22 protein-coding genes are annotated in these 26,315 nt (G+C 51.0%); 10 read left to right on the top strand and 12 right to left on the bottom strand.

The window, feature by feature from the left end; all coding sequences use genetic code 11:
* Positions 1–12 precede the first annotated feature (12 nt).
* Positions 13–1,713: an SgrR family transcriptional regulator gene (locus NA197_RS08995; protein WP_001238163.1), complete on the top strand. Its 1,701-nt coding sequence runs from the start codon at positions 13–15 to the stop codon at positions 1,711–1,713.
* 64 nt (positions 1,714–1,777) lie between these two features.
* A complete protein-coding gene (queC, locus tag NA197_RS08990) occupies positions 1,778–2,473 on the top strand; it encodes a 7-cyano-7-deazaguanine synthase QueC (RefSeq protein WP_000817201.1) in 696 nt (231 codons plus the stop codon).
* A gap of 105 nt (positions 2,474–2,578) precedes the next feature.
* Here queC and fadM read toward each other — a convergent pair whose 3' ends face one another.
* The 9 genes from fadM to bolA form a co-directional block, all read right to left on the bottom strand.
* A complete protein-coding gene (gene fadM / locus NA197_RS08985; RefSeq protein ID WP_001194543.1) occupies positions 2,579–2,977 on the bottom strand; it encodes a long-chain acyl-CoA thioesterase FadM in 399 nt (132 codons plus the stop codon).
* 103 nt (positions 2,978–3,080) lie between these two features.
* Positions 3,081–3,455 carry a helix-hairpin-helix domain-containing protein gene (locus NA197_RS08980; RefSeq protein WP_000680322.1) on the bottom strand — a complete coding sequence of 125 codons (375 nt, stop codon included), beginning with the start codon at positions 3,453–3,455 and terminating at the stop codon, positions 3,081–3,083.
* Between the two features lie 149 nt (positions 3,456–3,604).
* Positions 3,605–5,476, bottom strand: a complete 1,872-nt coding sequence (gene ppiD / locus NA197_RS08975) for a peptidylprolyl isomerase (protein WP_000969434.1) — start codon at positions 5,474–5,476, stop codon at positions 3,605–3,607.
* 290 nt (positions 5,477–5,766) lie between these two features.
* On the bottom strand, positions 5,767–6,057 hold the full coding sequence (gene hupB, locus NA197_RS08970; protein ID WP_254888479.1) for a nucleoid-associated protein HU-beta: 291 nt from the start codon (positions 6,055–6,057) through the stop codon (positions 5,767–5,769).
* Between the two features lie 190 nt (positions 6,058–6,247).
* Complete coding sequence (gene lon, locus NA197_RS08965) at positions 6,248–8,602, bottom strand: endopeptidase La (RefSeq protein WP_001067723.1); 2,355 nt, start codon at positions 8,600–8,602, stop codon at positions 6,248–6,250.
* A 185-nt stretch (positions 8,603–8,787) separates the two neighbouring features.
* Positions 8,788–10,059, bottom strand: a complete 1,272-nt coding sequence (gene clpX / locus NA197_RS08960) for an ATP-dependent protease ATP-binding subunit ClpX (protein WP_000130314.1) — start codon at positions 10,057–10,059, stop codon at positions 8,788–8,790.
* A 251-nt stretch (positions 10,060–10,310) separates the two neighbouring features.
* A complete protein-coding gene (clpP, locus tag NA197_RS08955; protein ID WP_000122257.1) occupies positions 10,311–10,934 on the bottom strand; it encodes an ATP-dependent Clp endopeptidase proteolytic subunit ClpP in 624 nt (207 codons plus the stop codon).
* A 246-nt stretch (positions 10,935–11,180) separates the two neighbouring features.
* A complete protein-coding gene (gene tig, locus NA197_RS08950) occupies positions 11,181–12,479 on the bottom strand; it encodes a trigger factor (protein WP_001198403.1) in 1,299 nt (432 codons plus the stop codon).
* A gap of 346 nt (positions 12,480–12,825) precedes the next feature.
* Positions 12,826–13,143: a transcriptional regulator BolA gene (gene bolA / locus NA197_RS08945; RefSeq protein ID WP_000973433.1), complete on the bottom strand. Its 318-nt coding sequence runs from the start codon at positions 13,141–13,143 to the stop codon at positions 12,826–12,828.
* Positions 13,144–13,446: 303 nt separating this feature from the next.
* Here bolA and NA197_RS08940 point away from each other — a divergent pair, with 303 nt between their 5' ends.
* From NA197_RS08940 to cyoE, 7 genes are all read left to right on the top strand, one after another.
* The gene (locus NA197_RS08940; RefSeq protein ID WP_001537832.1) at positions 13,447–14,025 is read left to right on the top strand and encodes a lipoprotein; all 579 of its coding nucleotides are present in this window, start codon (positions 13,447–13,449) and stop codon (positions 14,023–14,025) included.
* Positions 14,026–14,068: 43 nt separating this feature from the next.
* The gene (ampG, locus tag NA197_RS08935; protein WP_000098473.1) at positions 14,069–15,544 is read left to right on the top strand and encodes a muropeptide MFS transporter AmpG; all 1,476 of its coding nucleotides are present in this window, start codon (positions 14,069–14,071) and stop codon (positions 15,542–15,544) included.
* A 452-nt stretch (positions 15,545–15,996) separates the two neighbouring features.
* Complete coding sequence (gene cyoA, locus NA197_RS08930; protein ID WP_001239448.1) at positions 15,997–16,953, top strand: cytochrome o ubiquinol oxidase subunit II; 957 nt, start codon at positions 15,997–15,999, stop codon at positions 16,951–16,953.
* A 10-nt stretch (positions 16,954–16,963) separates the two neighbouring features.
* Positions 16,964–18,955, top strand: coding sequence for a cytochrome o ubiquinol oxidase subunit I (gene cyoB / locus NA197_RS08925; protein WP_000467158.1), 1,992 nt, complete (start codon positions 16,964–16,966; stop codon positions 18,953–18,955).
* A complete protein-coding gene (locus tag NA197_RS08920; protein WP_000179833.1) occupies positions 18,945–19,559 on the top strand; it encodes a cytochrome o ubiquinol oxidase subunit III in 615 nt (204 codons plus the stop codon). The genes cyoB and NA197_RS08920 overlap by 11 nt, the downstream gene beginning before the upstream one ends.
* Positions 19,559–19,888: a cytochrome o ubiquinol oxidase subunit IV gene (locus NA197_RS08915; RefSeq protein WP_000019878.1), complete on the top strand. Its 330-nt coding sequence runs from the start codon at positions 19,559–19,561 to the stop codon at positions 19,886–19,888. The genes NA197_RS08920 and NA197_RS08915 overlap by 1 nt, the downstream gene beginning before the upstream one ends.
* 11 nt (positions 19,889–19,899) lie before the next feature.
* A complete protein-coding gene (gene cyoE, locus NA197_RS08910; protein ID WP_000971352.1) occupies positions 19,900–20,790 on the top strand; it encodes a heme o synthase in 891 nt (296 codons plus the stop codon).
* Positions 20,791–20,871: 81 nt separating this feature from the next.
* Here cyoE and NA197_RS08905 read toward each other — a convergent pair whose 3' ends face one another.
* Both NA197_RS08905 and NA197_RS08900 read right to left on the bottom strand, forming a co-directional pair.
* Positions 20,872–22,365, bottom strand: coding sequence for a tetratricopeptide repeat protein (locus NA197_RS08905; protein WP_000595930.1), 1,494 nt, complete (start codon positions 22,363–22,365; stop codon positions 20,872–20,874).
* Positions 22,366–22,376: 11 nt separating this feature from the next.
* On the bottom strand, positions 22,377–23,888 hold the full coding sequence (locus tag NA197_RS08900; protein WP_020437365.1) for a tetratricopeptide repeat protein: 1,512 nt from the start codon (positions 23,886–23,888) through the stop codon (positions 22,377–22,379).
* 524 nt (positions 23,889–24,412) lie between these two features.
* Between NA197_RS08900 and NA197_RS08895 the strand changes: the two genes are divergently transcribed.
* Positions 24,413–25,777 carry an MFS transporter gene (locus NA197_RS08895; RefSeq protein ID WP_001000938.1) on the top strand — a complete coding sequence of 455 codons (1,365 nt, stop codon included), beginning with the start codon at positions 24,413–24,415 and terminating at the stop codon, positions 25,775–25,777.
* A 46-nt stretch (positions 25,778–25,823) separates the two neighbouring features.
* Here the strand turns inward: NA197_RS08895 and NA197_RS08890 are convergent, their stop codons facing one another.
* The gene (locus tag NA197_RS08890; protein WP_001138913.1) at positions 25,824–26,315 is read right to left on the bottom strand and encodes a YajQ family cyclic di-GMP-binding protein; all 492 of its coding nucleotides are present in this window, start codon (positions 26,313–26,315) and stop codon (positions 25,824–25,826) included.

Here is a 26,315-nt window from a genome sequence, read left to right as displayed (position 1 = left end):
TTCCGGGTTTCTATGAGGCTACTGAATCGGCTTAATCAATATCAACGCCTCTGGCAGCCTTCCGCCGGGGAAACGCAACATGTCACCGTTAGCGAACTGGCCGAACGCTGTTTTTGTAGCGAGCGCCATCTGCGAACGCTGCTGCGTCAGGCCCAGCAGGCGGGTTGGCTAAGATGGGAGGCGCAGTCCGGGCGCGGGAAACGTGGACGGCTCCAGTTTCTGGTCACGCCGGAATCGCTCCGCACCGCCATGATGGAACAGGCGCTGGAAAAAGGGCAGCAGCTCAACGTACTGGAACTGGCGCAGCTGGCGCCGGGCGAGTTACGGGCGATGCTCCAGCCTTTTATGGGCGGCCAATGGCAAAACGATACGCCGACATTGCGTATTCCCTACTATCGTCCGCTTGATCCGCTGCAGCCGGGTTTCCTGCCAGGCCGCGCGGAACAGCATCTCGCAGGGCAAGTTTTTTCCGGGTTAACGCGCTTCGACCGCGACAGTCAATATCCTTGCGGGGATTTGGCGCATCACTGGGAGGTTTCCGCCGACGGTTTACGCTGGGATTTTTATATTCGCTCCACGCTGCACTGGCATAATGGCGATGCGGTGGATACCGCGCAGCTACACGAACGCCTGGAAAGGCTGCTTACCCTACCGGCGCTAAGCAAATTGTTTATTAGCGTCGCACGGATCGAAGTAACGCATCCTCAGTGCCTGACCTTTCTCCTTCACCGACCTGATTACTGGCTGGCGCATCGTCTGGCGAGCTATTGTAGCGGTCTGGCGCATCCTGACCTGCCGCTTATCGGCACCGGTCCTTTTCGCCTGGCGTTGTTCACGCCGGAACTGGTGCGTCTGGAAAGTCATGACCATTATCACCTCAGCCATCCGCTGCTGAAAGCGATTGAATTCTGGATCACCCCGCAACTGTTTGCCCAGGATCTGGGCACCAGTTGCCGCCATCCGGTGCAGATTGCCATCGGCAAACCGGAAGAGCTGGCGACGCTGAGTCAGGTAAGTAGTGGTATCAGCCTGGGCTTTTGTTATTTAACCCTCAAAAAGGGCTCACGGCTCAACGTACAGCAGGCGCGGCGTCTGATACATATTATCCATCATACTTCGCTGCTGAAAACCTTGCCGGTAGATGAGAACTTGATTATGCCAAGTCAGGGGCTGCTACCCGGCTGGACAATCCCGCAATGGCAGGACGTTGATGAAACGCCATTGCCAAAAAAACTTACCCTGGCGTATCACCTTCCCGTAGAGCTGCATACGATGGCGGAACAGCTTCGACATTACCTGGCGACGCTCGGCTGTGAGTTAACGTTGATTTTTCATAATGCCAAAAACTGGGATAACTGCCCTGCGTTGGCGCAAGCGGATCTGATGATGGGCGACAGGCTGATCGGCGAAGCGCCGGAATATACGCTGGAGCAGTGGCTACGTTGCGATCAGATCTGGTCACATGTCCTGGACGCGCCTGCGTTTTCCCATCTGCAGGCTACGCTTGACGCTCTGCAAATTCAGCCCAATGAAAAAGATCGCCGCGCCGCGCTACAACAAGTTTTTGCTAACCTGATGGATGACGCCACACTTACGCCACTATTTAATTATCACTATCGCATCAGCGCCCCACCGGGCGTTAACGGCGTTCGACTCACCCCTCGCGGCTGGTTTGAATTTAGCGAAGCCTGGCTTCCGCCGCCTTCGCCGTGAAGAAGCTGGTCGGGATTATCCGTACGCGTTACCATATTGGCTTTCGTCATTGATCAGGATAACTATGAAACGCGCCGTTGTTGTATTTAGTGGAGGTCAGGACTCCACCACTTGTCTGGCGCAAGCGCGGCATCAGTATGATGAAGTGCATTGTGTCACGTTTGATTATGGTCAGCGCCACCGCGCAGAGATTGATGTCGCGCGGGCGCTGGCGTTAAAACTTGGCGCACGCGCGCATAAAGTGCTGGATGTCACTTTGCTGAACGAACTGGCGGTCAGCAGCCTGACGCGGGATAGCATTCCGGTGCCGGACTATGAACCGAACGCTGACGGTATCCCCAATACTTTCGTACCGGGACGCAATATTCTCTTTCTGACGCTGGCGGCGATTTACGCTTATCAGGTTAAAGCCGAAGCGGTGATCACTGGCGTTTGCGAGACCGATTTTTCCGGCTATCCAGACTGTCGCGATGAGTTCGTCAAAGCGCTGAATCACGCGGTGAATCTGGGCATGGCGAAAGATATCCGTTTCGAAACGCCCTTAATGTGGATTGATAAAGCTGAAACCTGGGCGCTGGCCGATTATTGGGGCCAACTGGATTTGGTTCGCGAAGAGACGCTGACCTGCTATAACGGCATTAAAGGCGATGGCTGTGGTCATTGCGCAGCCTGTAATCTGCGCGCTAACGGCCTGAATCATTATCTGTCGAATAAAGCGGCGGTGATGGCGGCAATGAAGCAAAAAACCGGGTTAAGGTGATTGTTTTGCCGGATGGCGGCGCACGCACCTTATCCGGCCTGGCGATATTCACCATGGTCAATATCTCCAGGCCGGACAAGTTCAACGCCATCAGACTGCGAAGCGTTATTGCACCATCTGTTCCAGCTTTTCACGCAATTCGCCTTCCAGCGGCAGCGCTTTTTGCGTTTTTAAATCAATACAAACAAACGTGATGAGCGCATCGGCCACCACCTGCCCTTCTGGCTCCAGCGTAATCGTCTGGCTTAATACGCCGCTTTTACCGTTAAGCTGTTGTACCTGGCTGGTCACGGTCAATAGATCGCTCAATACCGCCGGGCGACGGTAATTTATATTGATGTTTACCACCACAAAGGCAATATTGCGGGCCGTCATCCACTGAAAGCTGTCGCTGTTTTCCAGACCATCCCAACGGGCTTCTTCCAGAAACTCCAGATAGCGGGCATTATTAACATGTTGATAAACATCAAGATGATATCCACGAACTTTGATTTGTGTTTGCATAGCGCAATAACCTTACGTTGTTGTTATAAGTAAACGACAAGTACAGAGGTCATAACTGGTATGACCTCTACAGTCTGGCAAATTTTGGCCACTGTGCAAGTGATTACAATGTTAAAACTGCCAGATTACGCTCCACCAGCGCGCTTCCCATTCCCGGCACCTGCTTTAAATCATCCACCGTTTTAAAAGGACCATACTCCTCCCGATAGCTCACAATAGCCTGCGCTTTTTTCAGCCCAACGCCGTTCATCACCCGCGCCAGATCCTCCGCAGACGCGGTATTAATGCTCACCCTGGTACCTTCATCATCGCTGGCTTTAGCAGGTAATGCCGCTTTGGCGGAGGATGAAGAAGGCGTATCCGCTTTTGTTTCCACCGCTGCATTTTTTGCGACAGGCGTCGCCGCCAGCGCGCTATGGGCCATGCCCGCGCAGGTTAAAGAAAGCGTAATAAGCAGTGCTTTAATTCCGTGTTTCATACTGTTTTCTCCTTGTTTGTTAACAGTGCAGCCACGATAGCGGGGCGGAGAAAAACGAACAAACGGCAATTCTCAGAAATGGAAAAGGCCGCGAAAGCGGCCTTTGTGGGATACAACGTTTTGCAATTTTTTGCGAAGCGCCTCGACGATTACTGCTGTTCCAGAGCGTCGCCGATTTTGATTTTCGCCTCTTTACGCAGATTGCTCATCAGCGCCTCAAAGACAATTTGCGCATTGTTCTGCGTGATGCCCTGCACCATCGCTTTTTTCTGCGCTTCCGGCATGGCGCCCGCTTTCACCTCGTCAAACGCCAGCAGAACGACGTTACCCTGCATATCGTTCGCCACGCCATAAACTGGCTTATCTTTCGTCGGAAGGCTTAACGCAAAGGCCGCCTGACTCACCGGATCCTGACTGGTACGACTTAACGTTTTAGGCTCGCCAAAACTCAGCCCCGCCGCTTTCATCGCTTCCGCGCCTTTGCCCGCTTTCAGCTCGACCAGCAGTTTTTCCGCATCCAGCTTCGCCTGTTGTTCCGCTTTATTATGCTTCACCAGGGCAGTGACCTGTTCTTTCACTTCTGCCAACGGCTTCACGGCTTCAGGTTTATGTTCGCTCACGCGTACGACAAAAGCCCGGTCACCATCCACGGTGATAATGTCTGAATTCGGCCCCGGCGTACCGTTTTCGCCCACCAGACCGCCATTAAAGATAGCATCGGCTACCGGTTTGAAGTTCAGCTCTTCCGGTAAGGTGTCACGGCTAAACCAGCCGGTTTCAACGGCTTTTACGCCAGCGACCTGTTCAGCGCCTGCTAACGACTCATTGTCGTTGCTTGCCGCATCGCTCACTTTCTGCTGCAACGCATAGTAAGCATCCAGCGCTTTTTCTTGTTTCACTTTCGCGGCAATGTCGTCGCGAACCTCGCTTAACGGTTTCACTTTGGCAGGCTGAATATCATCCAGACGCGCCACCAGAAAACCGACAGACGACTTAATCACGCCAGATATCTGGCCTTTTTCTTTTAATCCGGCGTTTTTCAGTTCCGGCACCGTGGCAGACTCTTCCAGCCAGCCCATATCGCCGCCATTACGCGCAGAGATGATATCGGTAGATTTCTCTTTCGCCAGCGTGGCGAAATCTTCGCCCTTGTTCAGCGCATCCAGTACCGCTTTCGCATCATCTTCCGTTTTGGTCTGAATAATGCTGTAACGAATACGCTCCGGCTGAGTAAACTGATCTACATGCTGGTCATAATAGGCCTGAATATCCGCATCGCTGACCGGTGCCTGCATCGTCGCGGCATCCAGCTTGATATAGCTTACGCGGAACTGTTCCGGCGTCATAAAGCGGACTTTATTCTGATCGTAGTAGCTGGACACTTCCTGATCGGTCACCTGCTGCTTCGCCGCCAGCGCGTTGACATCAATAACGGCTTCACGCACCACGCGCTGTTGAGAGACTAATGCCGCCAGTTCGTCGGTTTCCCCTTTCAGCATAAAATCAGTACCGGCCACGCCGTTGATCAGTTGCTGAGTGGTAAGCTGGTTACGCAGCGCCTGAGCGTACTGATCGGCGGTCATTCCCATCTGATTCACAATCGCGTTATAGCGGTTGTTGTCAAACTTACCGTCCACCTGAAAAGCGGGAGTGGCGAAAATCGCCTGCTTTACCTGCTCATCGCTGATGCCCAGTTTCAGTTCGCGGGAATATTGATCCAACAGCGCTTCATCTATCAGACGATTCAGCACCTGCTGGCGCAGGCTTTTCATATAACCTTCGTTGGCCGCCAGTTCAGAATACCTGTCGCCCAACTGCTGCTGCATACGGTTACGTTCGTTGTTAAACGCATTCTCAAACTGTGCCCGGCTGATTTCCTGGCCATTCACTTTTGCGGCGTAGTTATTGCTTCCGCCAATCAGGTAACCACTAACGCCGGTCAAAATGAACGACACGATAATGATAACGAAAATAATCTTGAGCACGAGACTGTTTGCAGCCGTGCGTAAGCTGTCCATCATGGTGTAACCACACTCCGCTGTAGGTGACTTTACACTTTATCTTTCAGGCGGCTTCTCCGCTGGCTACCGAGTGATTCGCTCAGTCGCCGCGTCGACGCAACCTGAATGATTTGCGTATAGAGACTTCACGCGCATCGCATTTTCTGAACGCGGCGCACAAAAGCCTATTGTGACAAGAAACGAGGGCAATTGTCAGCCCGCAACGCACAGAAAGTCCCGAATCGCCAATAAAAAAGGCACATCAGTTGATGCGCCCTTGTACTTTGTCACATCCCCCGAGGGGATCACGCTTAGTTTACCGCGTCTTTCAGCGCTTTACCTGCACGGAAACTCGGCACTTTGGCAGCGGCGATGGTGATCTCTTTACCTGTTTGCGGGTTGCGACCAGTACGGGCAGCACGCTCTTTAACAGCAAAAGTACCAAAGCCTACCAGTGCAACGTCATCCCCTTCTTTCAGAGATTCGGTAACAGAAGCAATAATCGCATCTAACGCACGTCCAGCCGCAGCCTTAGAGATATCAGCCCCTGCAGCAATTTTTTCGATCAGTTGAGATTTATTCACTCTTCTCTTCCTCTTTATAATTTATATCGCACCTGAATCCTTCGAAGTACGACCGCGCAGCAGTTATATCAGGCCTGCCACGCCCTTACAACACCCGTTAATGGTGGCAGACCCAATCAACCATCTAAATTAGCTATACAAAAAAAGGCTGGCAAGTCCGAAATAGCCTGCCAGCCCTGTTTTTATTAGCGCTATTTGCGCGAGGTCACTATTTTGCGGTTACAACCTGCATTCCAGACGGTTCGTTTTGCAGAGCAAGCGTCAGAACTTCCTCAATGCGCTTCACAGGATGAATATCCAGATCGGCAATCACGTTGTCCGGAATTTCCTCCAGGTCACGTTTATTTTCGAACGGAATTAAGACCGTTTTAATCCCGCCGCGATGCGCCGCCAACAGTTTTTCTTTCAGGCCGCCGATCGGCAACACCTGACCACGCAGCGTGATCTCACCGGTCATTGCCACATCTGCGCGCACCGGATTACCGGTCAGGCAGGAAACCAGCGCGGTACACATCGCGATACCGGCGCTTGGACCGTCTTTCGGCGTTGCGCCTTCCGGCACGTGAACGTGGATATCGCGTTTTTCGTAAAAGTCCGGATTAATACCCAGTTTTTCCGCGCGCGCACGCACCACGGTCAGCGCCGCCTGAATGGATTCCTGCATCACTTCACCGAGCGAGCCGGTATAGGTCAACTTGCCTTTGCCCGGGACGCAGGCGGTTTCGATGGTCAACAGATCGCCGCCCACTTCCGTCCACGCCAGCCCCGTCACCTGACCTACGCGGTTTTCGCTATCCGCGCGGCCATAATCAAAGCGCTGCACACCGAGGTAGTCGTGCAGATTATCGCCGTTAATTTCGATATGTTTTAACGACTTATCGAGCAACAGTTGTTTAACCGCTTTGCGGCACAGTTTGGAGATTTCACGCTCCAGACTACGCACGCCCGCTTCACGCGTGTAATAGCGGATAATACCGATAATCGCGCTATCGTCGACCGTCAGTTCGCCTTTCTTCAGCGCGTTACGCTCGATCTGCTTCGGCAGCAGGTGACGTTTAGCAATATTCAGCTTCTCGTCTTCGGTATAACCGGACAGACGGATCACTTCCATACGATCCAGCAGCGGCGCCGGAATGTTCATGGAGTTGGAAGTGGCGACGAACATCACATCGCTGAGATCGTAATCCACTTCCAGGTAATGATCGCTGAACGCCACGTTCTGCTCCGGATCCAGCACTTCCAGCAGTGCGGAAGCCGGATCGCCGCGCATGTCAGAAGACATTTTGTCGATCTCATCGAGCAGGAACAGTGGGTTTTTAACCCCCACTTTGGCCATTTTTTGGATCAGTTTACCCGGCATAGAGCCAATGTAAGTCCGGCGATGACCGCGGATTTCCGCTTCATCACGCACGCCGCCCAGCGCCATACGGATGTATTTACGCCCTGTTGCTTTAGCGATGGACTGGCCCAACGAGGTTTTACCTACCCCCGGCGGCCCCACCAGACACAGGATCGGCCCCTTGATTTTATTTACACGGCTTTGAACCGCGAGATACTCAAGGATGCGGTCTTTCACGCGCTCCAGACCATAATGGTCAGTATCGAGGATTTCCTGCGCCTGACGCAGGTCTTTTTTGACCTTGCTACGCGCATTCCACGGCACCTGCACCATCCAGTCGATGTAGCCGCGCACCACGGTCGCTTCCGCCGACATCGGAGACATCATTTTCAGCTTCTGCAGTTCCGCTTCCGCTTTCTCTTTCGCCTCTTTCGGCATTTTCGCCGCGTCGATCTTACGCTTCAGCGCTTCGTTTTCGTCCGGCGCGTCGTCCATCTCGCCAAGTTCTTTCTGAATCGCTTTCATTTGCTCGTTCAGATAGTACTCGCGCTGGGATTTCTCCATCTGCTTTTTCACGCGGTTGCGAATGCGTTTCTCAACCTGCAGCAGATCGATTTCAGATTCCATCATCGCCATCAGATATTCCAGACGTTCGTTAACGTCGGACATCTCCAGTACGGACTGTTTATCCGCCAGTTTCAGCGGCATATGCGCGGCGATGGTGTCAGCCAGACGTGCAGGGTCGTCAATGCTATTGAGTGACGTCAGCACTTCCGGCGGAATTTTTTTGTTCAGCTTGATGTAGCCTTCGAACTGGCTGATAGCGGTACGCACCAGCACTTCTTGTTCACGCTCATCAATGGCTGGCGAATCAAGGTACTCCGCCTTCGCGGAGAAATGTTCGCCGTTGTCAGACAGCGCGGAAATACGCGCGCGCTGTAACCCCTCGACCAGCACTTTTACGGTGCCGTCAGGCAGTTTCAGCATCTGCAAAATAGAGGCCACGGTCCCGACGGTGAAAAGATCGTTTACACCCGGCTCATCCGTCGATGCTTCCTTCTGGGCGACCAGCATGATTTTTTTATCATGGTCCATAGCCGCTTCCAGACAACGGATAGATTTTTCCCGCCCTACAAATAAGGGTATGACCATGTGCGGATAAACCACCACATCGCGCAAGGGCAATACGGGGATTTCAATGCGTTCAGAACGCTCAGGATTCATAGAGCTCTCTCTTAGTTTAGTGTCCGCCAGGTAATCAGATAGTATAGCTGTGCTCCATACCACCTATAACATGTACGTCAGTATATGGGGATGTTTCCCACACATTCAACGGCGTGTTTACAGGAAAAACGAAAGGGGAGATAAAATCCCCCCTTTTTTGGCTAACTGATTGTATGAATGTTTAATTATTCGCCAGAAGCCTGCGCTTCCGGTTTGCCGTAAATCAGCAACGGCTTACTCTGACCGGCAATAACGGACTCGTCGATCACCACTTTTTCGACGTCTTCCATAGATGGCAAATCGTACATGGTATCCAGCAGCGCCGCTTCGACGATAGAACGCAGGCCACGGGCGCCGGTTTTACGCGCCATTGCTTTCCTGGCGATAGCGTCCAGCGCTTCGTCACGGAATTCCAGATCGACGCCTTCCAGGTTAAACAGCGCCTGATACTGCTTGGTCAGCGCATTTTTCGGCTCTTTCAGGATTTGAATCAGCGCTTCTTCGCTGAGTTCATTCAGCGTCGCTACCACTGGCAGACGACCGATAAACTCAGGAATCAGACCAAATTTGATCAAATCTTCCGGTTCAACCTGCGACAACAGCTCGCCTTCGCTGGCTTTGTCGGACTTCGCTTTCACCGTCGCGCCAAAACCAATGCCGGAGCCGGTTTCAACACGGTTAGCGATCACTTTATCCAGACCGGCAAACGCGCCGCCGCAGATAAACAGAATCTTAGAGGTATCTACCTGTAAGAACTCCTGCTGCGGATGTTTGCGACCGCCCTGCGGTGGAACCGCGGCGACGGTGCCTTCGATCAGTTTCAGCAACGCCTGCTGTACGCCTTCGCCGGAAACATCGCGGGTAATGGACGGATTGTCTGATTTACGCGAAATCTTATCGATTTCATCAATGTAGACAATCCCACGCTGCGCTTTTTGCACGTCGTAGTCGCATTTCTGCAACAGTTTCTGAATGATATTCTCGACGTCTTCACCAACGTAACCCGCTTCGGTTAGCGTGGTCGCATCCGCCATAGTGAACGGCACATCCAGCAAGCGCGCCAGCGTTTCCGCCAGCAGCGTTTTACCGGAACCGGTCGGTCCAATCAGCAGAATGTTGCTTTTACCTAACTCGACGCCATTGCTGGTATCGCCGTTACGCAGACGCTTGTAGTGGTTATAGACCGCCACCGCCAGCACTTTTTTCGCCTGCTCCTGGCCGATAACGTAATCGTCCAGGTGGGTACGAATTTCATGCGGCGTCGGCAGCGCACTACGTTCACGGTGCGGAGCAACTTCTTTAATTTCTTCGCGAATAATGTCGTTACATAAATCGACGCATTCGTCGCAGATATACACGGATGGACCGGCAATCAGCTTGCGCACTTCATGCTGGCTTTTGCCGCAAAAAGAGCAGTACAACAATTTGCCCGAGCCATCTTTGCGTTTATCTGTCATGAGTCAAAACCTCTTCTTTGTTCTTTGTGCCGCACACGACGACGCAAATGCCATTCTCAGGCGCAAGCCGCTAATCAGCGTTGTGCCGCCCTTCATTAGTATATACACAAAATCATTCGAGCTACATCAAGGCGGCAACTCGTCGACTCCGCAGGCGCTTACATAAGTAAGTCACTGGGAGGCGCGCTGGCAGCCAACACCGAGGTAGCGTGAAGGATGAAGTGTATAGCGGCACACTTGCGTCCAGGGCATCAATTACGATGGGTCAAAATTGAGTCAACCAAACCGTACTCTACCGCTTCAGGCGCGGAGAGGAAGCGATCGCGCTCAGTATCACGTTCAATCTGCTCAAGAGATTGACCCGTATGATGCGCCATAAGTTCATTCATGCGCCCTTTTACTTTCAAAATTTCGCGGGCGTGAATTTCAATATCCGTCGCCTGGCCCTGGTAGCCGCCCAGCGGCTGGTGGATCATGACGCGAGAGTTCGGCAAGCAGAAACGTTTGCCTTTCGCCCCGGCAGTCAGCAGAAACGCCCCCATAGAGGCCGCCTGTCCCATACAAATGGTGCTGACGTCTGGCTTAATAAACTGCATGGTGTCATAGATGGACATCCCCGCAGTAATTACGCCGCCAGGAGAATTAATGTACAGATAGATATCTTTTTCCGGGTTTTCCGCTTCCAGGAACAGCATCTGCGCCACGATCAGGTTAGCCATATGGTCTTCGACCTGGCCGGTCAGAAATATGACGCGTTCCTTAAGTAGACGAGAATAGATATCAAAAGAGCGCTCACCGCGTGAGGTCTGTTCAATGACCATCGGCACCAGCGCCATATGAGGGGCCAAATTATCTCGTTCTCCGCTGTATGACATTTCCGTCTCCTGGATAAAAATTGAAAAAACCTGCTGTACTGATTGTAACCTGATGGACGGATTATCAGCCAGTCCCTCTGTAATGGGTACGGCATCGCCATAATTCAAGCATAACAATCTTTTGTTCTAACGCTAACACTGAAACGCGGTTTTCGCACCCTTACCATGCAAAATGCGTGACAAAAAAAACCCGTCACTGAAAGGTGACGGGTTTTTGTGCAAATTTCGTGCTTTTAACGCGACAAATTATGCCTGCTGGTTCATCAGCTCATTGAAGGAAGTGGCTTTTTCAGACACTTTCGCTTTTGCCAGAACCGCTTCAACAGCCTGTTCTTCCAGAGCGACGTTACGCATATTGTCCATCAGCTCTTTATTTTTGCTGTAGAACTCAATCACTTCTTTCGGATCTTCGTAAGCAGACGCCATCTCTTCGATCAGGCCTTTAACGCGTTCTTCGTCCGCTTTCAGCTCGTTGGTACGAATGACTTCGCCGAGCAGCAGACCGACAACTACACGACGCTTAGCCTGTTCTTCGAACAGTTCGCGCGGCAGCTCCAGAGCCTGTTTCTCGTTACCACCAAAACGCTGCGCAGCCTGACGACGCAGAACGTCGATTTCGCTGTCGATCAGCGCAGCCGGTACGTCGATGTCGTTAGCTTTTACCAGACCTTCGATCGCCTGAGACTTAACGCGGTTACGCACCGCGCCTTTCAGCTCGCGTTCCATGTTTTTACGTACTTCAGCGCGCAGACCGGCTACGGAACCATCTTCAACGCCGAAACGTTTGATGAATTCTTCGGTCAGTTCCGGCAGTTCGCGTTCTTCAACTTTCTTCAGGTTGATAACGAACTTAGCCGCTTTACCTTTCAGGTTTTCAGCATGGTACTCTTCCGGGAAGGTCACATCGATAGTGAACTCTTCGCCAGCTTTGTGGCCTTTAACGCCGTCTTCAAAGCCCGGAATCATACGACCCTGGCCCATCGCCAGAACAAAATCGGTCGCTTTGCCGCCTTCGAACTCTTCGCCGTCTACAGAGCCGGTGAAGTCGATGGTCACGCGGTCTTCCGCATCAGCAGCGCCGTCTTTTTCTTTCCAGGTCGCCTGCTGCTTACGCAGGGTGTCCAGCATCACATCAACGTCAGCGTCGGTGACTTCAACAACCGGTTTTTCAACTTCGATGGACTCGAGTCCGGTCAGCTCAACTTCCGGATAGACTTCAAACTCGACGGAGTAAGTGAAGTCTTCACCCACTTTGTATTCGCCCGGAACATAGTTCGGCGCGCCTGCCGGGTTAATTTTTTCTTTGATGATCGCGTCAACGAAGTTGCGGCTCATCAGATCGCCCAGCACGTCCTGGCGAACAGAAGCGCCATAACGCTGAGCGACGATATTCATCGGTACTTTGCCTTTACGGAAGCCGTCAATACGTACTTTTTTCGCTACGTTGACCAGCTCGCTTTTTACAGCGGTCTCGATGCTGTCAGCAGCGATTGTAATCGTTACACGGCGGCCAAGGCCCTGAGTGGTTTCAACTGAAACTTGCATCTTGTTACCTCAAAAAATCACAGTGCTCGGTCAACTCTACTCCGCAAGCACGTGCTATTTGCTTCGCGGAACCGGGATGTTCTCATAATCAATCACATTCCCTGTCGTCAGAATCATCCCGAAGACGTTCATATATAAGACGGCGCATTATAGCGGCATCACTTTTGTGAGTCGAGAACGGTGATTGTGCGATGCTGCGGCGGTTTTCACAATTCTCGGCTAATTTTTGTCTGAATACTGTACGACACGCTCAAAATTCAGACAAAACAAAACGGCCCGCAGGCCGTTTTCACATAATTCTGTAGCAACATACTGGAAAAGCGGAGGTAGTTGCAAATCCGTTTTGCTACGCGATGCTTCCCGCGCCGCGACAAGGAGGCGACGCGAAGATAGTATCCTGCAACCCTTCCCACTCTTTGAGGGTATAAGTATGCAGTGCCAGCGCATGTACGGTTGTGGAGAGTTCCGCCGTTAACGTACCGTAAATCATCCGATGACGATTAAGAAAACGTTCGCCTGTAAAGCGATCGCTCACCAGCACGACCTTAAAATGGCTTTCCGATCCTGCAGGAACATTGTGACGATAGCTTTCATCCACAACTTCGAGAAACACGGGGTCGAACGCTGTCCTTAATTTTTCTTCTATTTGCTCACGTATCATCATGAAAATCTCCTCCGACAACGCTGTGATGTCACCCATCCCTTTAAATACTAGCCGCTTTTACCGTTTCCATTACAGCATGACAACAAAAATTTAGCTTTCGTCTGATTATTTCAGCCAAACGTATGAAGTTTACTGCCTTAATCATTCTTTTAGCGCTCAAAATCCCCGCTCGCGCCGTTATCAATACCAAATCGGACATTACGACGAATTTACCTGCGTTGACCACTTCCCCTCGCCGTTAGCGGTGTTATGATGGCGGGAATTTTTACCTATCACGTTTTAAGCGTCATTGAGAGCCTGAATATGTTAAAAAAACTTCTCTTTCCGTTAGTCGCTCTGTTTATGCTGGCAGGATGCGCCACACCGCCGACGACCATTGACGTCGCGCCGAAGATCACCTTGCCACAGCAGGACCCGAGCCTGATGGGCGTCACCGTTAGCATTACCGGCGCGGACCAGCGCCAGGATCAGGCGTTAGCGAAAGTCACGCGTAACAACCAGCTGGTAACGTTAACCGCCTCCCGCGATTTACGCTTCCTGTTACAAGAAGTCCTGGAAAAACAGATGACGGCGCGGGGCTATATGATCGGGCCTAACGGCGCGGTTAATCTGCAGATTATTGTTAACCAACTGTATGCTGATGTTTCCCAGGGCAGCGTGCGCTACAACATCGCGACCAAAGCGGATATCGCGATTATTGCGACCGCGGCAAATGGCAGCAAGATGACCAAAAACTATCGCGCCAACTACTCTATTGAAGGGGCGTTCCAGGCCTCTAACCAGAATATTGCCGACGCGGTAAACAGCGTTCTGACCGATACCATTGCTGATATGTCTCAGGACACCAGTATTCACGATTTTATCAAGCAAAACGCCCGTTAATAGCAACAACAAGACCCGGCAGAAGCCGGGTCTGTAGATGCCTATGTCAAGTCAATATTTACGTATTTTCCAGCAACCGCGCTCAGCCATTCTGCTGATATTGGGTTTTGCCTCCGGTCTCCCGCTGGCGCTCACTTCCGGTACGCTACAGGCGTGGATGACCGTCGAGAATATCGATCTTAAAACGATTGGCTTCTTCTCGCTGGTTGGTCAGGCCTATGTGTTTAAGTTTCTCTGGTCCCCGCTGATGGACCGCTACACGCCGCCTTTTTTAGGTCGTCGTCGCGGTTGGTTACTCGCCACCCAACTGTTGTTACTGGCGGCGATTGCGGCGATGGGCTTTCTTGAACCCGGCACGCAGCTACGCTGGATGGCGGCGCTGGCGGTGGTGATTGCTTTTTGCTCCGCCTCGCAGGATATCGTGTTCGACGCCTGGAAAACCGATGTTTTACCCGCAGAAGAACGCGGCGCTGGCGCGGCAATCAGCGTGCTTGGCTACCGGTTGGGAATGCTGGTTTCCGGCGGACTGGCGCTATGGCTGGCCGATCGCTGGCTCGGCTGGCAGGGCATGTACTGGCTGATGGCGGCATTGCTGATCCCCTGCATTATCGCCACCTTACTGGCGCCGGAACCGACCGATACTATCCCGTCCCCGAAATCGCTGGAACAGGCCGTCGTCGCGCCGCTACGCGATTTCTTTGGCCGTAATAACGCCTGGCTGATTTTACTGCTCATTGTGCTTTATAAACTGGGTGATGCCTTCGCTATGAGCCTGACCACCACCTTTTTGATTCGCGGCGTCGGCTTTGACGCCGGCGAAGTCGGCGTGGTCAATAAAACGCTGGGCCTGCTGGCGACGATCGTCGGCGCGTTATACGGCGGCATATTAATGCAGCGTCTTTCGCTGTTTCGCGCGCTGCTGATTTTCGGCATTTTGCAAGGCGCGTCCAACGCCGGTTACTGGTTGCTCTCCATTACCGATAAAAACATGTTCAGCATGGGCGCGGCGGTCTTTTTCGAAAATCTGTGCGGCGGGATGGGTACTGCCGCCTTTGTCGCCTTATTAATGACGCTATGTAATAAGTCGTTTTCCGCAACACAGTTTGCCCTACTGTCGGCCCTCTCCGCAGTAGGCCGCGTTTATGTTGGTCCTGTAGCGGGCTGGTTCGTTGAAGCGCACGGCTGGCCGACATTCTACCTCTTCTCGGTTGTTGCCGCCGTTCCCGGGCTGTTACTGTTGCTGGTCTGTCGGCAAACGCTGGAATATAGCTGGCAGAACGAGCGTTTCATTCCCCGCACGCAATACCGTGGCGCCTACAATTTCGCGCTTTCAATCCTGCTCGCGGGCGTCGCTTTGCTGGCGGTATGGGTACTCCTGCTGACCATGAACGCGTTGGATTACACTAACTTCTCATTCCTGTCCGGATTGCTTGAGACTGCGGTAGCGGTTGCCGTGTGCGGCATTGTCTTTGGCGGGTTGCTGGACTACCTGGCACTACGAAAAACACGCCTGCTCTAAAACATTATTTGCCGTTGTAATAACGACCCGGAATTATAACGGCTAAATAACCATCAATTGATAAAAAATATATTTGTCTTTTTGTGCGCAACAGAATTTTGGAAATTATTGGTAATTTCTACGCTACCTATTTTCTTTACACGATTCAGCCGATTAAATTTAAATTTCTGCCGTTGATTGTCCTTTTATTGATAATAAATTGTTAAGTAATTGTTTTATTTTTACATTGGTTATACCAATTATCCCTCAACATCCCACTTACAGACCTCATCCGTTATAACGCAAAGTTTCAACAGTGTCTTAAAGTTATTTCGACATACTTGGCAACATATGTGACATGCGCGGCAGAACTTGGTAACACAGAACCAATCATGTTTACAGTAATGTAACCTTACCGTAAAATGCCCCTACACTTTAAACGCCACCAGGTCCCGTGGAATTGAGGTCGTTAAATGAGACTCAGGAAATACAATAAAAGTTTGGGATGGTTGTCATTAATTGCAGGCACTGCATTACTCAGTGGCTGTAATTCTGCGCTGCTGGATCCCAAAGGACAGATTGGACTGGAGCAACGTTCGCTGATACTGACGGCATTTGGCCTGATGTTGATCGTCGTTATTCCCGCCATCTTGATGGCTGTTGGTTTCGCCTGGAAGTATCGTGCGAGTAATAAGGATGCGAAGTATAGCCCGAACTGGTCACACTCCAATAAAGTGGAAGCCGTGGTCTGGACGGTGCCTATCTTGATCATCATTTTCCTTGCCGTACTGACCTGGAAAACCACGCACGCGCTTGAACCAAGCAAGCCGCTGGCGCATGACGAAAAACCGATCACCATCGAAGTGGTTTCCATGGACTGGAAATGGTTCTTCATCTATCCGGAGCAGGGTATCGCCACCGTCAACGAGATCGCCTTCCCGGCGAACACGCCGGTTTATTTCAAAGTGACTTCCAACTCCGTGATGAACTCCTTCTTTATCCCGCGTCTGGGTAGCCAGATTTATGCCATGGCCGGTATGCAAACACGTTTGCATCTGATCGCCAACGAACCCGGAACCTACGATGGCATCTCCGCCAGCTATAGTGGCCCGGGCTTCTCTGGTATGAAGTTTAAAGCTATCGCCACCAAAGACCGCGCAGAATTCGACCAATGGGTCGCAAAAGCGAAGCAGTCTCCGAACACCATGAATGATATGGCGGCGTTCGAGAAAGTGGCTATGCCAAGCGAGTACAACAAGGTGGAATATTTCTCCAGCGTGAAACCAGATTTGTTCAAGGACGTTATTAACAAATTCATGGACCACGGTAAGAGCATGGACATGACCCAACCTGAAGGTGAGCACAGCTCGCATGAAGGAATGGAAGGTATGGACATGAGCCACGCGGAATCCGCCAACTCCAAGGGTTGAGGAAGATAAGATGTTCGGAAAATTATCACTGGATGCAGTACCGTTCCATGAACCTATCGTCATGGTAACGATCGCTGCAATTATCGTCGGGGGACTGGCGATACTGGCAGCGATTACTTACTTCGGTAAGTGGACCTACCTATGGAAAGAGTGGTTAACGTCGGTTGACCATAAACGCCTCGGCATCATGTATATCATCGTCGCGATTGTGATGCTGTTACGTGGTTTCGCCGATGCCATCATGATGCGTAGCCAGCAGGCGCTTGCCTCCGCAGGCGAAGCGGGTTTTCTACCGCCGCACCACTATGATCAGATCTTTACCGCTCACGGCGTAATCATGATCTTCTTCGTGGCGATGCCCTTCGTTATCGGTCTGATGAACCTGGTGGTTCCGCTGCAGATCGGCGCGCGCGACGTTGCGTTCCCTTTCCTGAACAACCTGAGCTTCTGGTTCACCGTTGTCGGCGTTATTCTGGTTAACCTCTCGCTGGGCGTGGGTGAATTCGCGCAGACAGGGTGGCTGGCTTATCCGCCGCTATCGGGAATAGAGTACAGTCCCAGCGTCGGGGTCGATTACTGGATATGGGCGTTGCAACTCTCGGGTATTGGTACGACGTTAACCGGTATCAACTTCTTCGTGACGATCCTGAAGATGCGTGCGCCGGGTATGACAATGTTCAAGATGCCGGTCTTTACCTGGGCCTCTTTGTGCGCCAACGTACTGATCATCGCCTCTTTCCCGATTCTGACGGTTACCGTCGCGTTGCTGACCCTGGATCGCTATCTGGGCACCCATTTCTTTACCAACGATATGGGCGGCAACATGATGATGTACATCAACCTGATTTGGGCCTGGGGCCATCCGGAAGTGTACATTCTGATTCTGCCGGTCTTCGGGGTATTCTCCGAAATCGCAGCGACCTTCTCGCGTAAACGTCTGTTCGGCTATACCTCGCTGGTTTGGGCGACCGTCTGTATTACCGTACTGTCGTTTATCGTTTGGCTGCACCACTTCTTCACGATGGGCGCAGGCGCGAACGTTAACGCCTTCTTCGGTATCACCACCATGATTATCGCCATCCCGACCGGGGTGAAGATCTTCAACTGGTTGTTCACCATGTATCAGGGCCGTATCGTCTTCCATTCCGCAATGATGTGGACCATCGGCTTTATCGTGACCTTCTCGGTCGGCGGTATGACCGGCGTGCTGCTGGCGGTACCGGGCGCGGACTTCGTCCTGCACAACAGTCTGTTCCTGATTGCGCACTTCCATAACGTGATCATCGGCGGCGTAGTGTTTGGCTGCTTCGCGGGTATGACCTACTGGTGGCCGAAGGCGTTTGGCTTCAAGCTGAACGAAACCTGGGGTAAACGCGCCTTCTGGTTCTGGATTATCGGTTTCTTTGTAGCCTTTATGCCGCTGTATGTACTGGGCTTCATGGGCATGACCCGTCGCCTCAGCCAGCAAATTGATCCGCAGTTCCATACGATGCTGATGGTTGCCGCCGCCGGCGCCGCGCTGATTGCGCTGGGTATCCTGTGCCAACTGATTCAGATCTTCGTTTCTATTCGCGACCGCGATCAGAACCGCGATCTGACCGGCGACCCATGGGGTGGCCGTACGCTGGAGTGGTCAACCTCGTCTCCGCCGCCGTTCTATAACTTTGCCGTTGTGCCGCACGTTCACGAACGTGACGCCTTCTGGGAAATGAAAGAAAAAGGCGAAGCGTACCAACAGCCTGGACAGTATGAAGAGATTCATATGCCGAAAAATAGCGGTGCCGGTATTGTTATCGCCGCCTTCGCGACGGTATTTGGCTTCGCCATGATCTGGCATATCTGGTGGCTGGCGATAGTGGGTTTCGCAGGCATGATCATCAGCTGGATTGTAAAAAGCTTTGATGAAGATGTGGATTACTACGTGCCGGTCCCGGAAGTCGAAAAACTGGAAAACCAGCATTTCGATGAGATTACTAAGGCAGGGCTGAAAAATGGCAACTGATACTTTAACGCACGCGACTGCCCACGCGCACGAACACGGGCACCATGACGCAGGCCAGAACAAAATCTTCGGATTTTGGGTCTACCTGATGAGCGACTGCATTCTGTTCTCTATTCTGTTTGCTACCTATGCCGTTCTGGTGAACGGCACCGCTGGCGGCCCGACAGGTAAGGACATTTTCGAACTGCCGTTCGTTCTGGTTGAAACCTTCCTGCTGTTATTTAGCTCCATTACCTACGGCATGGCGGCGATCGCCATGCACAAGAACAACAAGAGCCAGGTTATCTCCTGGCTGGCGTTGACCTTCTTGTTTGGCGCCGGATTTATCGGGATGGAACTCTATGAATTCCATCACCTGATTGTTAACGGTATGGGCCCGGATCGCAGCGGCTTCCTGTCTGCGTTCTTCGCGCTGGTCGGCACGCACGGTCTGCACGTCACTTCCGGTTTGATCTGGATGGCGGTGCTGATGGTGCAAGTTGCCCGTCGCGGTCTGACCAGCACTAACCGTACCCGCATCATGTGTCTGAGCCTGTTCTGGCACTTCCTGGATGTGATTTGGATTTGCGTATTCACTGTTGTTTATCTGATGGGGGCGATGTAATGAGTCATTCTACCGAGAGCGGCGGCGCATCCCACGGCAGCGTAAAAACGTACATGACCGGCTTTATCCTGTCGGTCATCCTGACGGTTATTCCATTCTGGATGGTGATGACCGGCGCTGCCTCTCCGGCCGTTATTCTGGGATCTATCCTGGCAATGGCAGTGGTGCAGATTTTGGTGCATCTGGTGTGTTTCCTGCACATGAACACCAAATCTGATGAAGGCTGGAACATGACGGCCTTCATCTTTACCGTGCTGATCATCGCCATCCTGGTTGTGGGCTCCATCTGGATTATGTGGAACCTCAACTACAACATGATGATGCACTAAGAGCGGCGAGTATGATGTTTAAGCAATACCTGCAAGTAACGAAACCAGGCATCATCTTTGGCAACCTGATCTCGGTGATCGGGGGATTTCTGCTGGCTTCAAAGGGCAGCATTGACTATCCCCTGTTCATCTATACGCTGGTCGGGGTGTCACTGGTTGTGGCGTCGGGTTGTGTATTTAACAACTACATCGACAGGGATATCGACAGGAAGATGGAAAGGACCAAGAATCGGGTGCTGGTCAAAGGCCTGATTTCTCCTGGCGTCTCGCTGGTATACGCCACCCTGCTGGGTATTGCTGGCTTTATGCTGTTGTGGTTTGGCGCCAATCCTCTGGCCTGCTGGCTGGGGGTGATGGGCTTCGTGGTCTACGTTGGCGTGTACAGCTTGTACATGAAGCGTCACTCCGTCTACGGAACGCTGATTGGTTCTCTCTCCGGCGCAGCGCCGCCGGTGATTGGCTACTGCGCCGTAACGGGCGACTTTGACAGCGGCGCGGCGATTCTGTTGGCTATTTTCAGCCTCTGGCAGATGCCGCACTCTTACGCCATCGCCATTTTCCGCTTTAAGGACTATCAGGCGGCCAATATCCCGGTTCTGCCGGTGGTAAAAGGAATCTCAGTCGCTAAAAACCACATCACGCTGTATATCATTGCGTTTGCCGTTGCAACGCTAATGCTCACGTTGGGCGGTTATGCCGGTTACAAATACCTGGTGGTCGCCGCGGCGGTCAGCGTTTGGTGGCTCGGCATGGCGCTACGCGGTTACAAAGTGGAAGATGATAAGGTCTGGGCGCGCAAGCTGTTCGGCTTCTCTATCATTGCGATTACCGCGCTGAGTATCATGATGTCCGTTGATTTTATGGTGCCGAATTCGCAGAATCTGCTGACTTACGTCTGGTAACAAGCGTTGCTATTGAAAAAACCGCCGTGTCACAAACGGCGGTTTTTTTATCCATTTCATCAGGCAGTAACGCCCCACGAGTTATCGATTCTGAATAATATGTAAATTATCCGTTTTCAGTAAATCAACTTTTTTACCATTGATTGTTGCCGTCGCTGACTTCACGGTGAAAGTAAGTTTATGGTAATCACACAAGTCACCGTTTTTCATCAAGAGATATCCCATCGACTTAAAAGAATCCCCCATACCCTGTTCAGCACCCAGAGTATTGAGACCCAAAGGAGGAAAAGCGACCATTCTTTCGTCACTAACTCCAGCATCATTTTTTAATATCAATTCCACACGTAAGTTCGCAACATGAATTAACTTATTCGTATTGACAACAAATCCAATCTGACACAGAGGAATATTATCAATCCTGCCAAATAATCCCGCATATTTTTCTAATGTCAGCTCAGGAAGTTGCTGACTAAAATCATTACGGCGCTTTCGATCTTTTTCACAATAATCAAGATAATCGCGTTGTGTCATCTTTTTTATATAGCTGTTATCGTAATAGTGCCAGGATTGTTGGCAATCGACATCTACACTCTGGCCATTAAAATACATCTGTGCTAAATAATCAGCGGCCGCCTGTAATTCTTTCTCATAAGCTTTTTTAAAAAAATACAGCGCTTTATCGTAATCAACGTTAACCATTACGCCAGAATAGTACATACGACCTAACGTATACAATGCTTCTCCATTACCTTGCTGCGCCGCCATTTCATACCATTTCCTGGCTTTCTCTCCATCTGGTTGTAATCCCAATCCAGCGTGTTCATAAAGAAAACCTAACAGCGTCTGTGAGTCGGCATCCCCCTTCTCGGCCGAAATTCGGAGCCATTTCAGCGCTTCAGCAATATCTATCGTTTTCGTTTCATTATTAAAATACAAAGTAGAGACCAGTTTTGCCGTCTGATACGCGACCTCAGGATCACCCTCTCTCGCCCAGAGTATCGCTATCCGCGCAAGATGTGATGAGTCAAAACCTATTCGACTCAGCAGTTTTCGCTCATCTGATTGCGGGGCATAAAAATAGAAACTTAAGCCTTGAATAAAATGAGGACGAAATGAAAGGTCTCTATATGCCTCAAGTTTATTACTATAAACACTCCCAATTATACGTTCACTCACCTTTTTATCGAGATTGATATTGGATAGATTAATTTTTTCTCTAAGCTGTTTTGCTAATGTTTTCGCTTGCGTAATGTCCTTTTGGGTACCGATGCCATATTCATAGAAATAAGCTGCATTAAAGCAACCATAATCACCGTCCAAATCACAAGCCTGCTCGTAGTACTTTATTGCTTGCGGAATATCCACAGATACTGAAACACCGTACTCATAAATAAACCCCAACTCCGCCAGCGCTTGAGCATTATTATCTTTGGCTAACGCTTTTAGCTCATTTAGCGCCTGAATATCTTTCTGCGCAATACGGCTATACAACGCGTCAATATCATCACCTGCCTGACATACCGATGCGAAAGAAAGCCCAAGCAGAAACAAAATACTCCATTTCCGTTTTATCATTTTTCATTCCCTTATTCTTTATCTAAAAAGCGCACACTATCAGCTTTCAGTAAATCGACATTCTTACCGTTAATCGTTGCCGTAGCGGATTTCAGCGTAAAATGGATATCGCCGATCCCGTGACAAAAATCTTGCGTATACAGCGGGAGATCGTATGTGGTAATGAGAGGATCAACATCATGATTTTGCATATCTATCCCCAGAGTATTCAAACCGAATGGCGGAATCATCAACGTTTCCTCAGTTGCCATTCCATCATCATTTTTCAGCTCAAGCGTAATATGCAAATTCGCCATGTTACGGATTTTATCTGTGCCAATCTGAAAAATTAGTGCGCATTCTTTCGGTTTAGCCGTTATCCCGCGAGAGAAAACACTCTCTTTTTTTAGCGTTACTTTAGGTAAAGCATCCGCGTTGTTTTTTCGACTCTGAATATCCGCTGCGCACTTACTTAAAAATATTTTTTCCTCAACCATCTTACCTACATATCGAGATGCTTTCTTGTAATACGACCAGGCTTTATCACAATCAGGTGCAGTACCTAAACCGTTATAATACATCCAACTCAACGGCATCGTTGAGCGCGAATTAGTACCATCATTTTCAACCTGCGTAAATAATGCCAGCGCTTTAGCGTAATCAGTGCGCCCTGTTGCGCCAGAATAATAGATTTTACCTAACGCAATCTGTGCATCGCTGTCCCCCTGCTTAGCCGCCTGTCCATACCATTTTTGTGCTTCCTGAATGTCTGGCTTAATCCCCCACTCATCGCCCTCTCCCCCCGAATAAATACCCCCCAAGAGAGATTGGGCCTCAACGACACCTTTTTCCGCGGCGGCGCGAAACCACTTCAATGACGCAGGTCTGGCTTGATAAGGCTCGTCCGCATAGCGACCGGAAAAGTCATTAAGGGTGAGTCGCCCCATCTGATAATCCATTTGCGGGTCGCCATCCTGCGACCATAACGTAGCCAGCCGAAATGTTTTTTCCTGGTTAAATCCAATACGGCTAAAAAAAAGCGCATCGCTCTCGGGTCTATTATTTAGAGCATGAATTAGTATACTAATAAATGCCGCCCGCTGCGATTTATCCGTATCGGCCAATGCTTTTGCCATGTAAATTTCTTGCGAAAACTTATCAATATATTCTTGCTCAATCAATAAATTATCCAGATTCATTTTCTTAGCATACTTATTGGCCTGAGCGCTATCTTTCGCCACTCCGTCGCCATACTGATAAGCATACTTCACATTATAGCAACCATAGTTACCGCCAAGTTCACAGGCCTGCTTGTAATACTGCAACGCCCGTTCGCGATTCATCGGTACACCAATACCGTATTCATGGATAAACCCCAGTTCATCCAGAACCGAAGCTCTTTTTTCCACAGGCAAAGCATCAAGATCCTTCTGGGTAAGCGCAGCATATTTTACATCATCTTTACCGTTGTTCGCTGAAGCATTCACCTGGCTAACAAATAAAACACCCGCTAAAATACATAATGATAAGAATTTAATTTTCACAACGAATTCACTCCTTGAATAATATAATAAATAAGACTGATGACGAACCTTCTGCCTGATAAACGCGCGCCATCACGCAGAAAGTTTGCTATCAGTCTCGGCGTTGTTGAATAAATCAAATTTTCAGGAGATGGACGGTTCTGATCATTGCCATCGTTTCAGAATCGGGTTCCTATGGCAAAGCAAAAGTTTAAAGTCACCCACCGGCCAGCAGCGCGGTTCGCTGACAGTCTGACTTGACGAGTCTGCTATTGCTACATGGAGCAACAGCGTACACAGCCTGAAGGCCGTGGCTAACCGCTACACTATACTGATACGGCTCAGATAGCCACTACAGCTCAAGGAGATCGGAATATGAATGAGCACAAGGCTATGCTGACTCTCCCGATCGCCCCTATCGTGTTAACAATTTATCTCTTTTTTAGCTCAACTGTTTCAAAAACATAATATTTGCTAATTAACCCTCTATTTACCCGGCACACTCCCCGCACTACACTACTCCCAGCTTTTATACAGAGGTGGCAATGAACGATTATAAAATGACGCCAGGGGAGCTGCGCGCCACATGGGGTTTAGGGACCGTCTTTTCGTTGCGTATGCTGGGCATGTTTATGGTTCTACCAGTACTGACCACATACGGTATGGCGCTACAGGGCGCCAGCGAAGCATTAATCGGCATTGCGATCGGTATTTACGGGCTGGCGCAGGCTATCTTTCAAATTCCCTTTGGGCTGCTGTCCGACCGCATTGGCCGTAAACCGCTGATTGTCGGCGGACTGGCGGTATTTGTCGCGGGCAGCGTCATTGCCGCGCTCTCCCACTCTATCTGGGGCATTATTCTGGGGCGAGCGCTACAGGGGTCCGGCGCTATTGCCGCCGCCGTCATGGCGCTCCTGTCTGACCTCACCCGCGAGCAAAACCGTACCAAAGCGATGGCGTTTATCGGCGTCAGCTTTGGTATCACCTTCGCGATTGCGATGGTATTAGGGCCGATCGTTACCCATAGTCTGGGATTGAACGCGTTGTTCTGGATGATCGCCGCCCTCGCCACTCTGGGCATTCTTCTGACGATCTGGGTGGTTCCCAACAGTACTAACCATGTGCTGAATCGCGAATCCGGGATGGTCAAAGGCAGCTTCAGTAAAGTGCTGGCGGAGCCGAGGCTGCTCAAGCTCAATTTCGGCATTATGTGTCTGCATATTTTATTGATGTCCACCTTTGTCGCCCTGCCCGGCCAGCTTGCCGATGCCGGTTTCCCTGCCGCCGAACACTGGAAGGTGTATCTGGCAACCATGGTGATCGCCTTTGCCGCCGTCGTGCCTTTTATTATCTATGCTGAAGTCAAACGGCGGATGAAGCAGGTATTCCTGTTCTGCGTGGGGCTCATTGTCGTCGCAGAAATCGTGTTGTGGGGAGCGGGCCAACATTTCTGGGAGCTGGTGATTGGCGTACAACTCTTTTTCCTCGCCTTTAATCTGATGGAGGCGCTGCTGCCTTCGCTTATTAGCAAAGAGTCGCCCGCGGGGTATAAAGGAACGGCGATGGGCGTCTATTCTACCAGTCAGTTTCTTGGCGTGGCGCTTGGCGGCTCGCTGGGCGGCTGGATAGACGGCACGTTTGATGGGCAAACCGTTTTCCTTGCCGGGGCCGTACTGGCGATGGTATGGCTGGCAGTGGCAAGTACCATGAAAGAGCCGCCCTATGTCAGCAGCCTGCGCGTGGAAATTCCAGCGGATATTGTTGCTGACGACAGGCTAAAACAGCGACTGTTGGCAATGAAAGGCGTAAGCGAAGCGCTGATCGTGGCGGAAGAGCATTCCGCTTACGTCAAAATCGACAGCAAAGTGACCAATCGCTTTGAAGTTGAACAGCTTATCAGCAAAGGATGAATGCTGCATTGCCGGATGGCGGCGAGGCTCTATCCGGCATAACAACTTAATCGCGGAAGTTTTTGAACTGGAACGGCTGGCCCAAATCGCCGCCGCGAACCAGCGCCATTACCGATTGCAGATCGTCACGTGATTTGCCCGTCACGCGAATCTCTTCCCCCTGAATTTGCGCCTGCACCTTCAGTTTGCTGTCTTTAATCAGCTTGACGATTTTCTTCTGCACGGCGCTTTCAATGCCCTGCTTCAGCTTCGCTTCCACATACCAGGTTTTACCGCTATGCACGAACTCGTCCGGTACATCCAGCGAAGCGCCTTCAATACCGCGTTTAAGCAGCTTGGCGCGCAGAATATCGAGCAACTGATTGACCTGGAAATCGGACTCGCTCAGCACCTTGATGGTTTTATTGGCATCGTTCAGTTCAATAGTCGCCTCTACGCCACGAAAGTCAAAACGAGACTCAACCTCGCGAACCGCGTTATCCACGCCGTTACGCGCTTCCTGCAGATCAACTTCAGAAACAATATCGAAAGATGGCAT

Source organism: Salmonella sp. NW884, from assembly GCF_051700745.1.
GTDB classification, from domain to species: Bacteria; Pseudomonadota; Gammaproteobacteria; order Enterobacterales; family Enterobacteriaceae; genus Salmonella; species Salmonella enterica.
The sequence above is the reverse complement of the archived record's forward strand: the minus strand, read 5'-3'. Positions and strand labels throughout refer to the sequence as shown.

Excerpts from the sequence above, each read along its gene's own strand:
- NA197_RS08995 (WP_001238163.1), top strand. The coding sequence starts at position 13 with ATGAGGCTACTGAATCGGCTTAATCAATATCAACGCCTCTGGCAGCCT.
- queC (WP_000817201.1), top strand. The coding sequence starts at position 1,778 with ATGAAACGCGCCGTTGTTGTATTTAGTGGAGGTCAGGACTCCACCACT.
- fadM (WP_001194543.1), bottom strand. The coding sequence starts at position 2,977 with ATGCAAACACAAATCAAAGTTCGTGGATATCATCTTGATGTTTATCAA.
- NA197_RS08980 (WP_000680322.1), bottom strand. The coding sequence starts at position 3,455 with ATGAAACACGGAATTAAAGCACTGCTTATTACGCTTTCTTTAACCTGC.
- ppiD (WP_000969434.1), bottom strand. The coding sequence starts at position 5,476 with ATGATGGACAGCTTACGCACGGCTGCAAACAGTCTCGTGCTCAAGATT.
- lon (WP_001067723.1), bottom strand. The coding sequence starts at position 8,602 with ATGAATCCTGAGCGTTCTGAACGCATTGAAATCCCCGTATTGCCCTTG.
- clpX (WP_000130314.1), bottom strand. The coding sequence starts at position 10,059 with ATGACAGATAAACGCAAAGATGGCTCGGGCAAATTGTTGTACTGCTCT.
- clpP (WP_000122257.1), bottom strand. The coding sequence starts at position 10,934 with ATGTCATACAGCGGAGAACGAGATAATTTGGCCCCTCATATGGCGCTG.
- tig (WP_001198403.1), bottom strand. The coding sequence starts at position 12,479 with ATGCAAGTTTCAGTTGAAACCACTCAGGGCCTTGGCCGCCGTGTAACG.
- bolA (WP_000973433.1), bottom strand. The coding sequence starts at position 13,143 with ATGATGATACGTGAGCAAATAGAAGAAAAATTAAGGACAGCGTTCGAC.
- NA197_RS08940 (WP_001537832.1), top strand. The coding sequence starts at position 13,447 with ATGTTAAAAAAACTTCTCTTTCCGTTAGTCGCTCTGTTTATGCTGGCA.
- ampG (WP_000098473.1), top strand. The coding sequence starts at position 14,069 with ATGTCAAGTCAATATTTACGTATTTTCCAGCAACCGCGCTCAGCCATT.
- cyoA (WP_001239448.1), top strand. The coding sequence starts at position 15,997 with ATGAGACTCAGGAAATACAATAAAAGTTTGGGATGGTTGTCATTAATT.
- cyoB (WP_000467158.1), top strand. The coding sequence starts at position 16,964 with ATGTTCGGAAAATTATCACTGGATGCAGTACCGTTCCATGAACCTATC.
- NA197_RS08920 (WP_000179833.1), top strand. The coding sequence starts at position 18,945 with ATGGCAACTGATACTTTAACGCACGCGACTGCCCACGCGCACGAACAC.
- NA197_RS08915 (WP_000019878.1), top strand. The coding sequence starts at position 19,559 with ATGAGTCATTCTACCGAGAGCGGCGGCGCATCCCACGGCAGCGTAAAA.
- cyoE (WP_000971352.1), top strand. The coding sequence starts at position 19,900 with ATGATGTTTAAGCAATACCTGCAAGTAACGAAACCAGGCATCATCTTT.
- NA197_RS08905 (WP_000595930.1), bottom strand. The coding sequence starts at position 22,365 with ATGATAAAACGGAAATGGAGTATTTTGTTTCTGCTTGGGCTTTCTTTC.
- NA197_RS08895 (WP_001000938.1), top strand. The coding sequence starts at position 24,413 with ATGAACGATTATAAAATGACGCCAGGGGAGCTGCGCGCCACATGGGGT.
- NA197_RS08890 (WP_001138913.1), bottom strand. The coding sequence starts at position 26,315 with ATGCCATCTTTCGATATTGTTTCTGAAGTTGATCTGCAGGAAGCGCGT.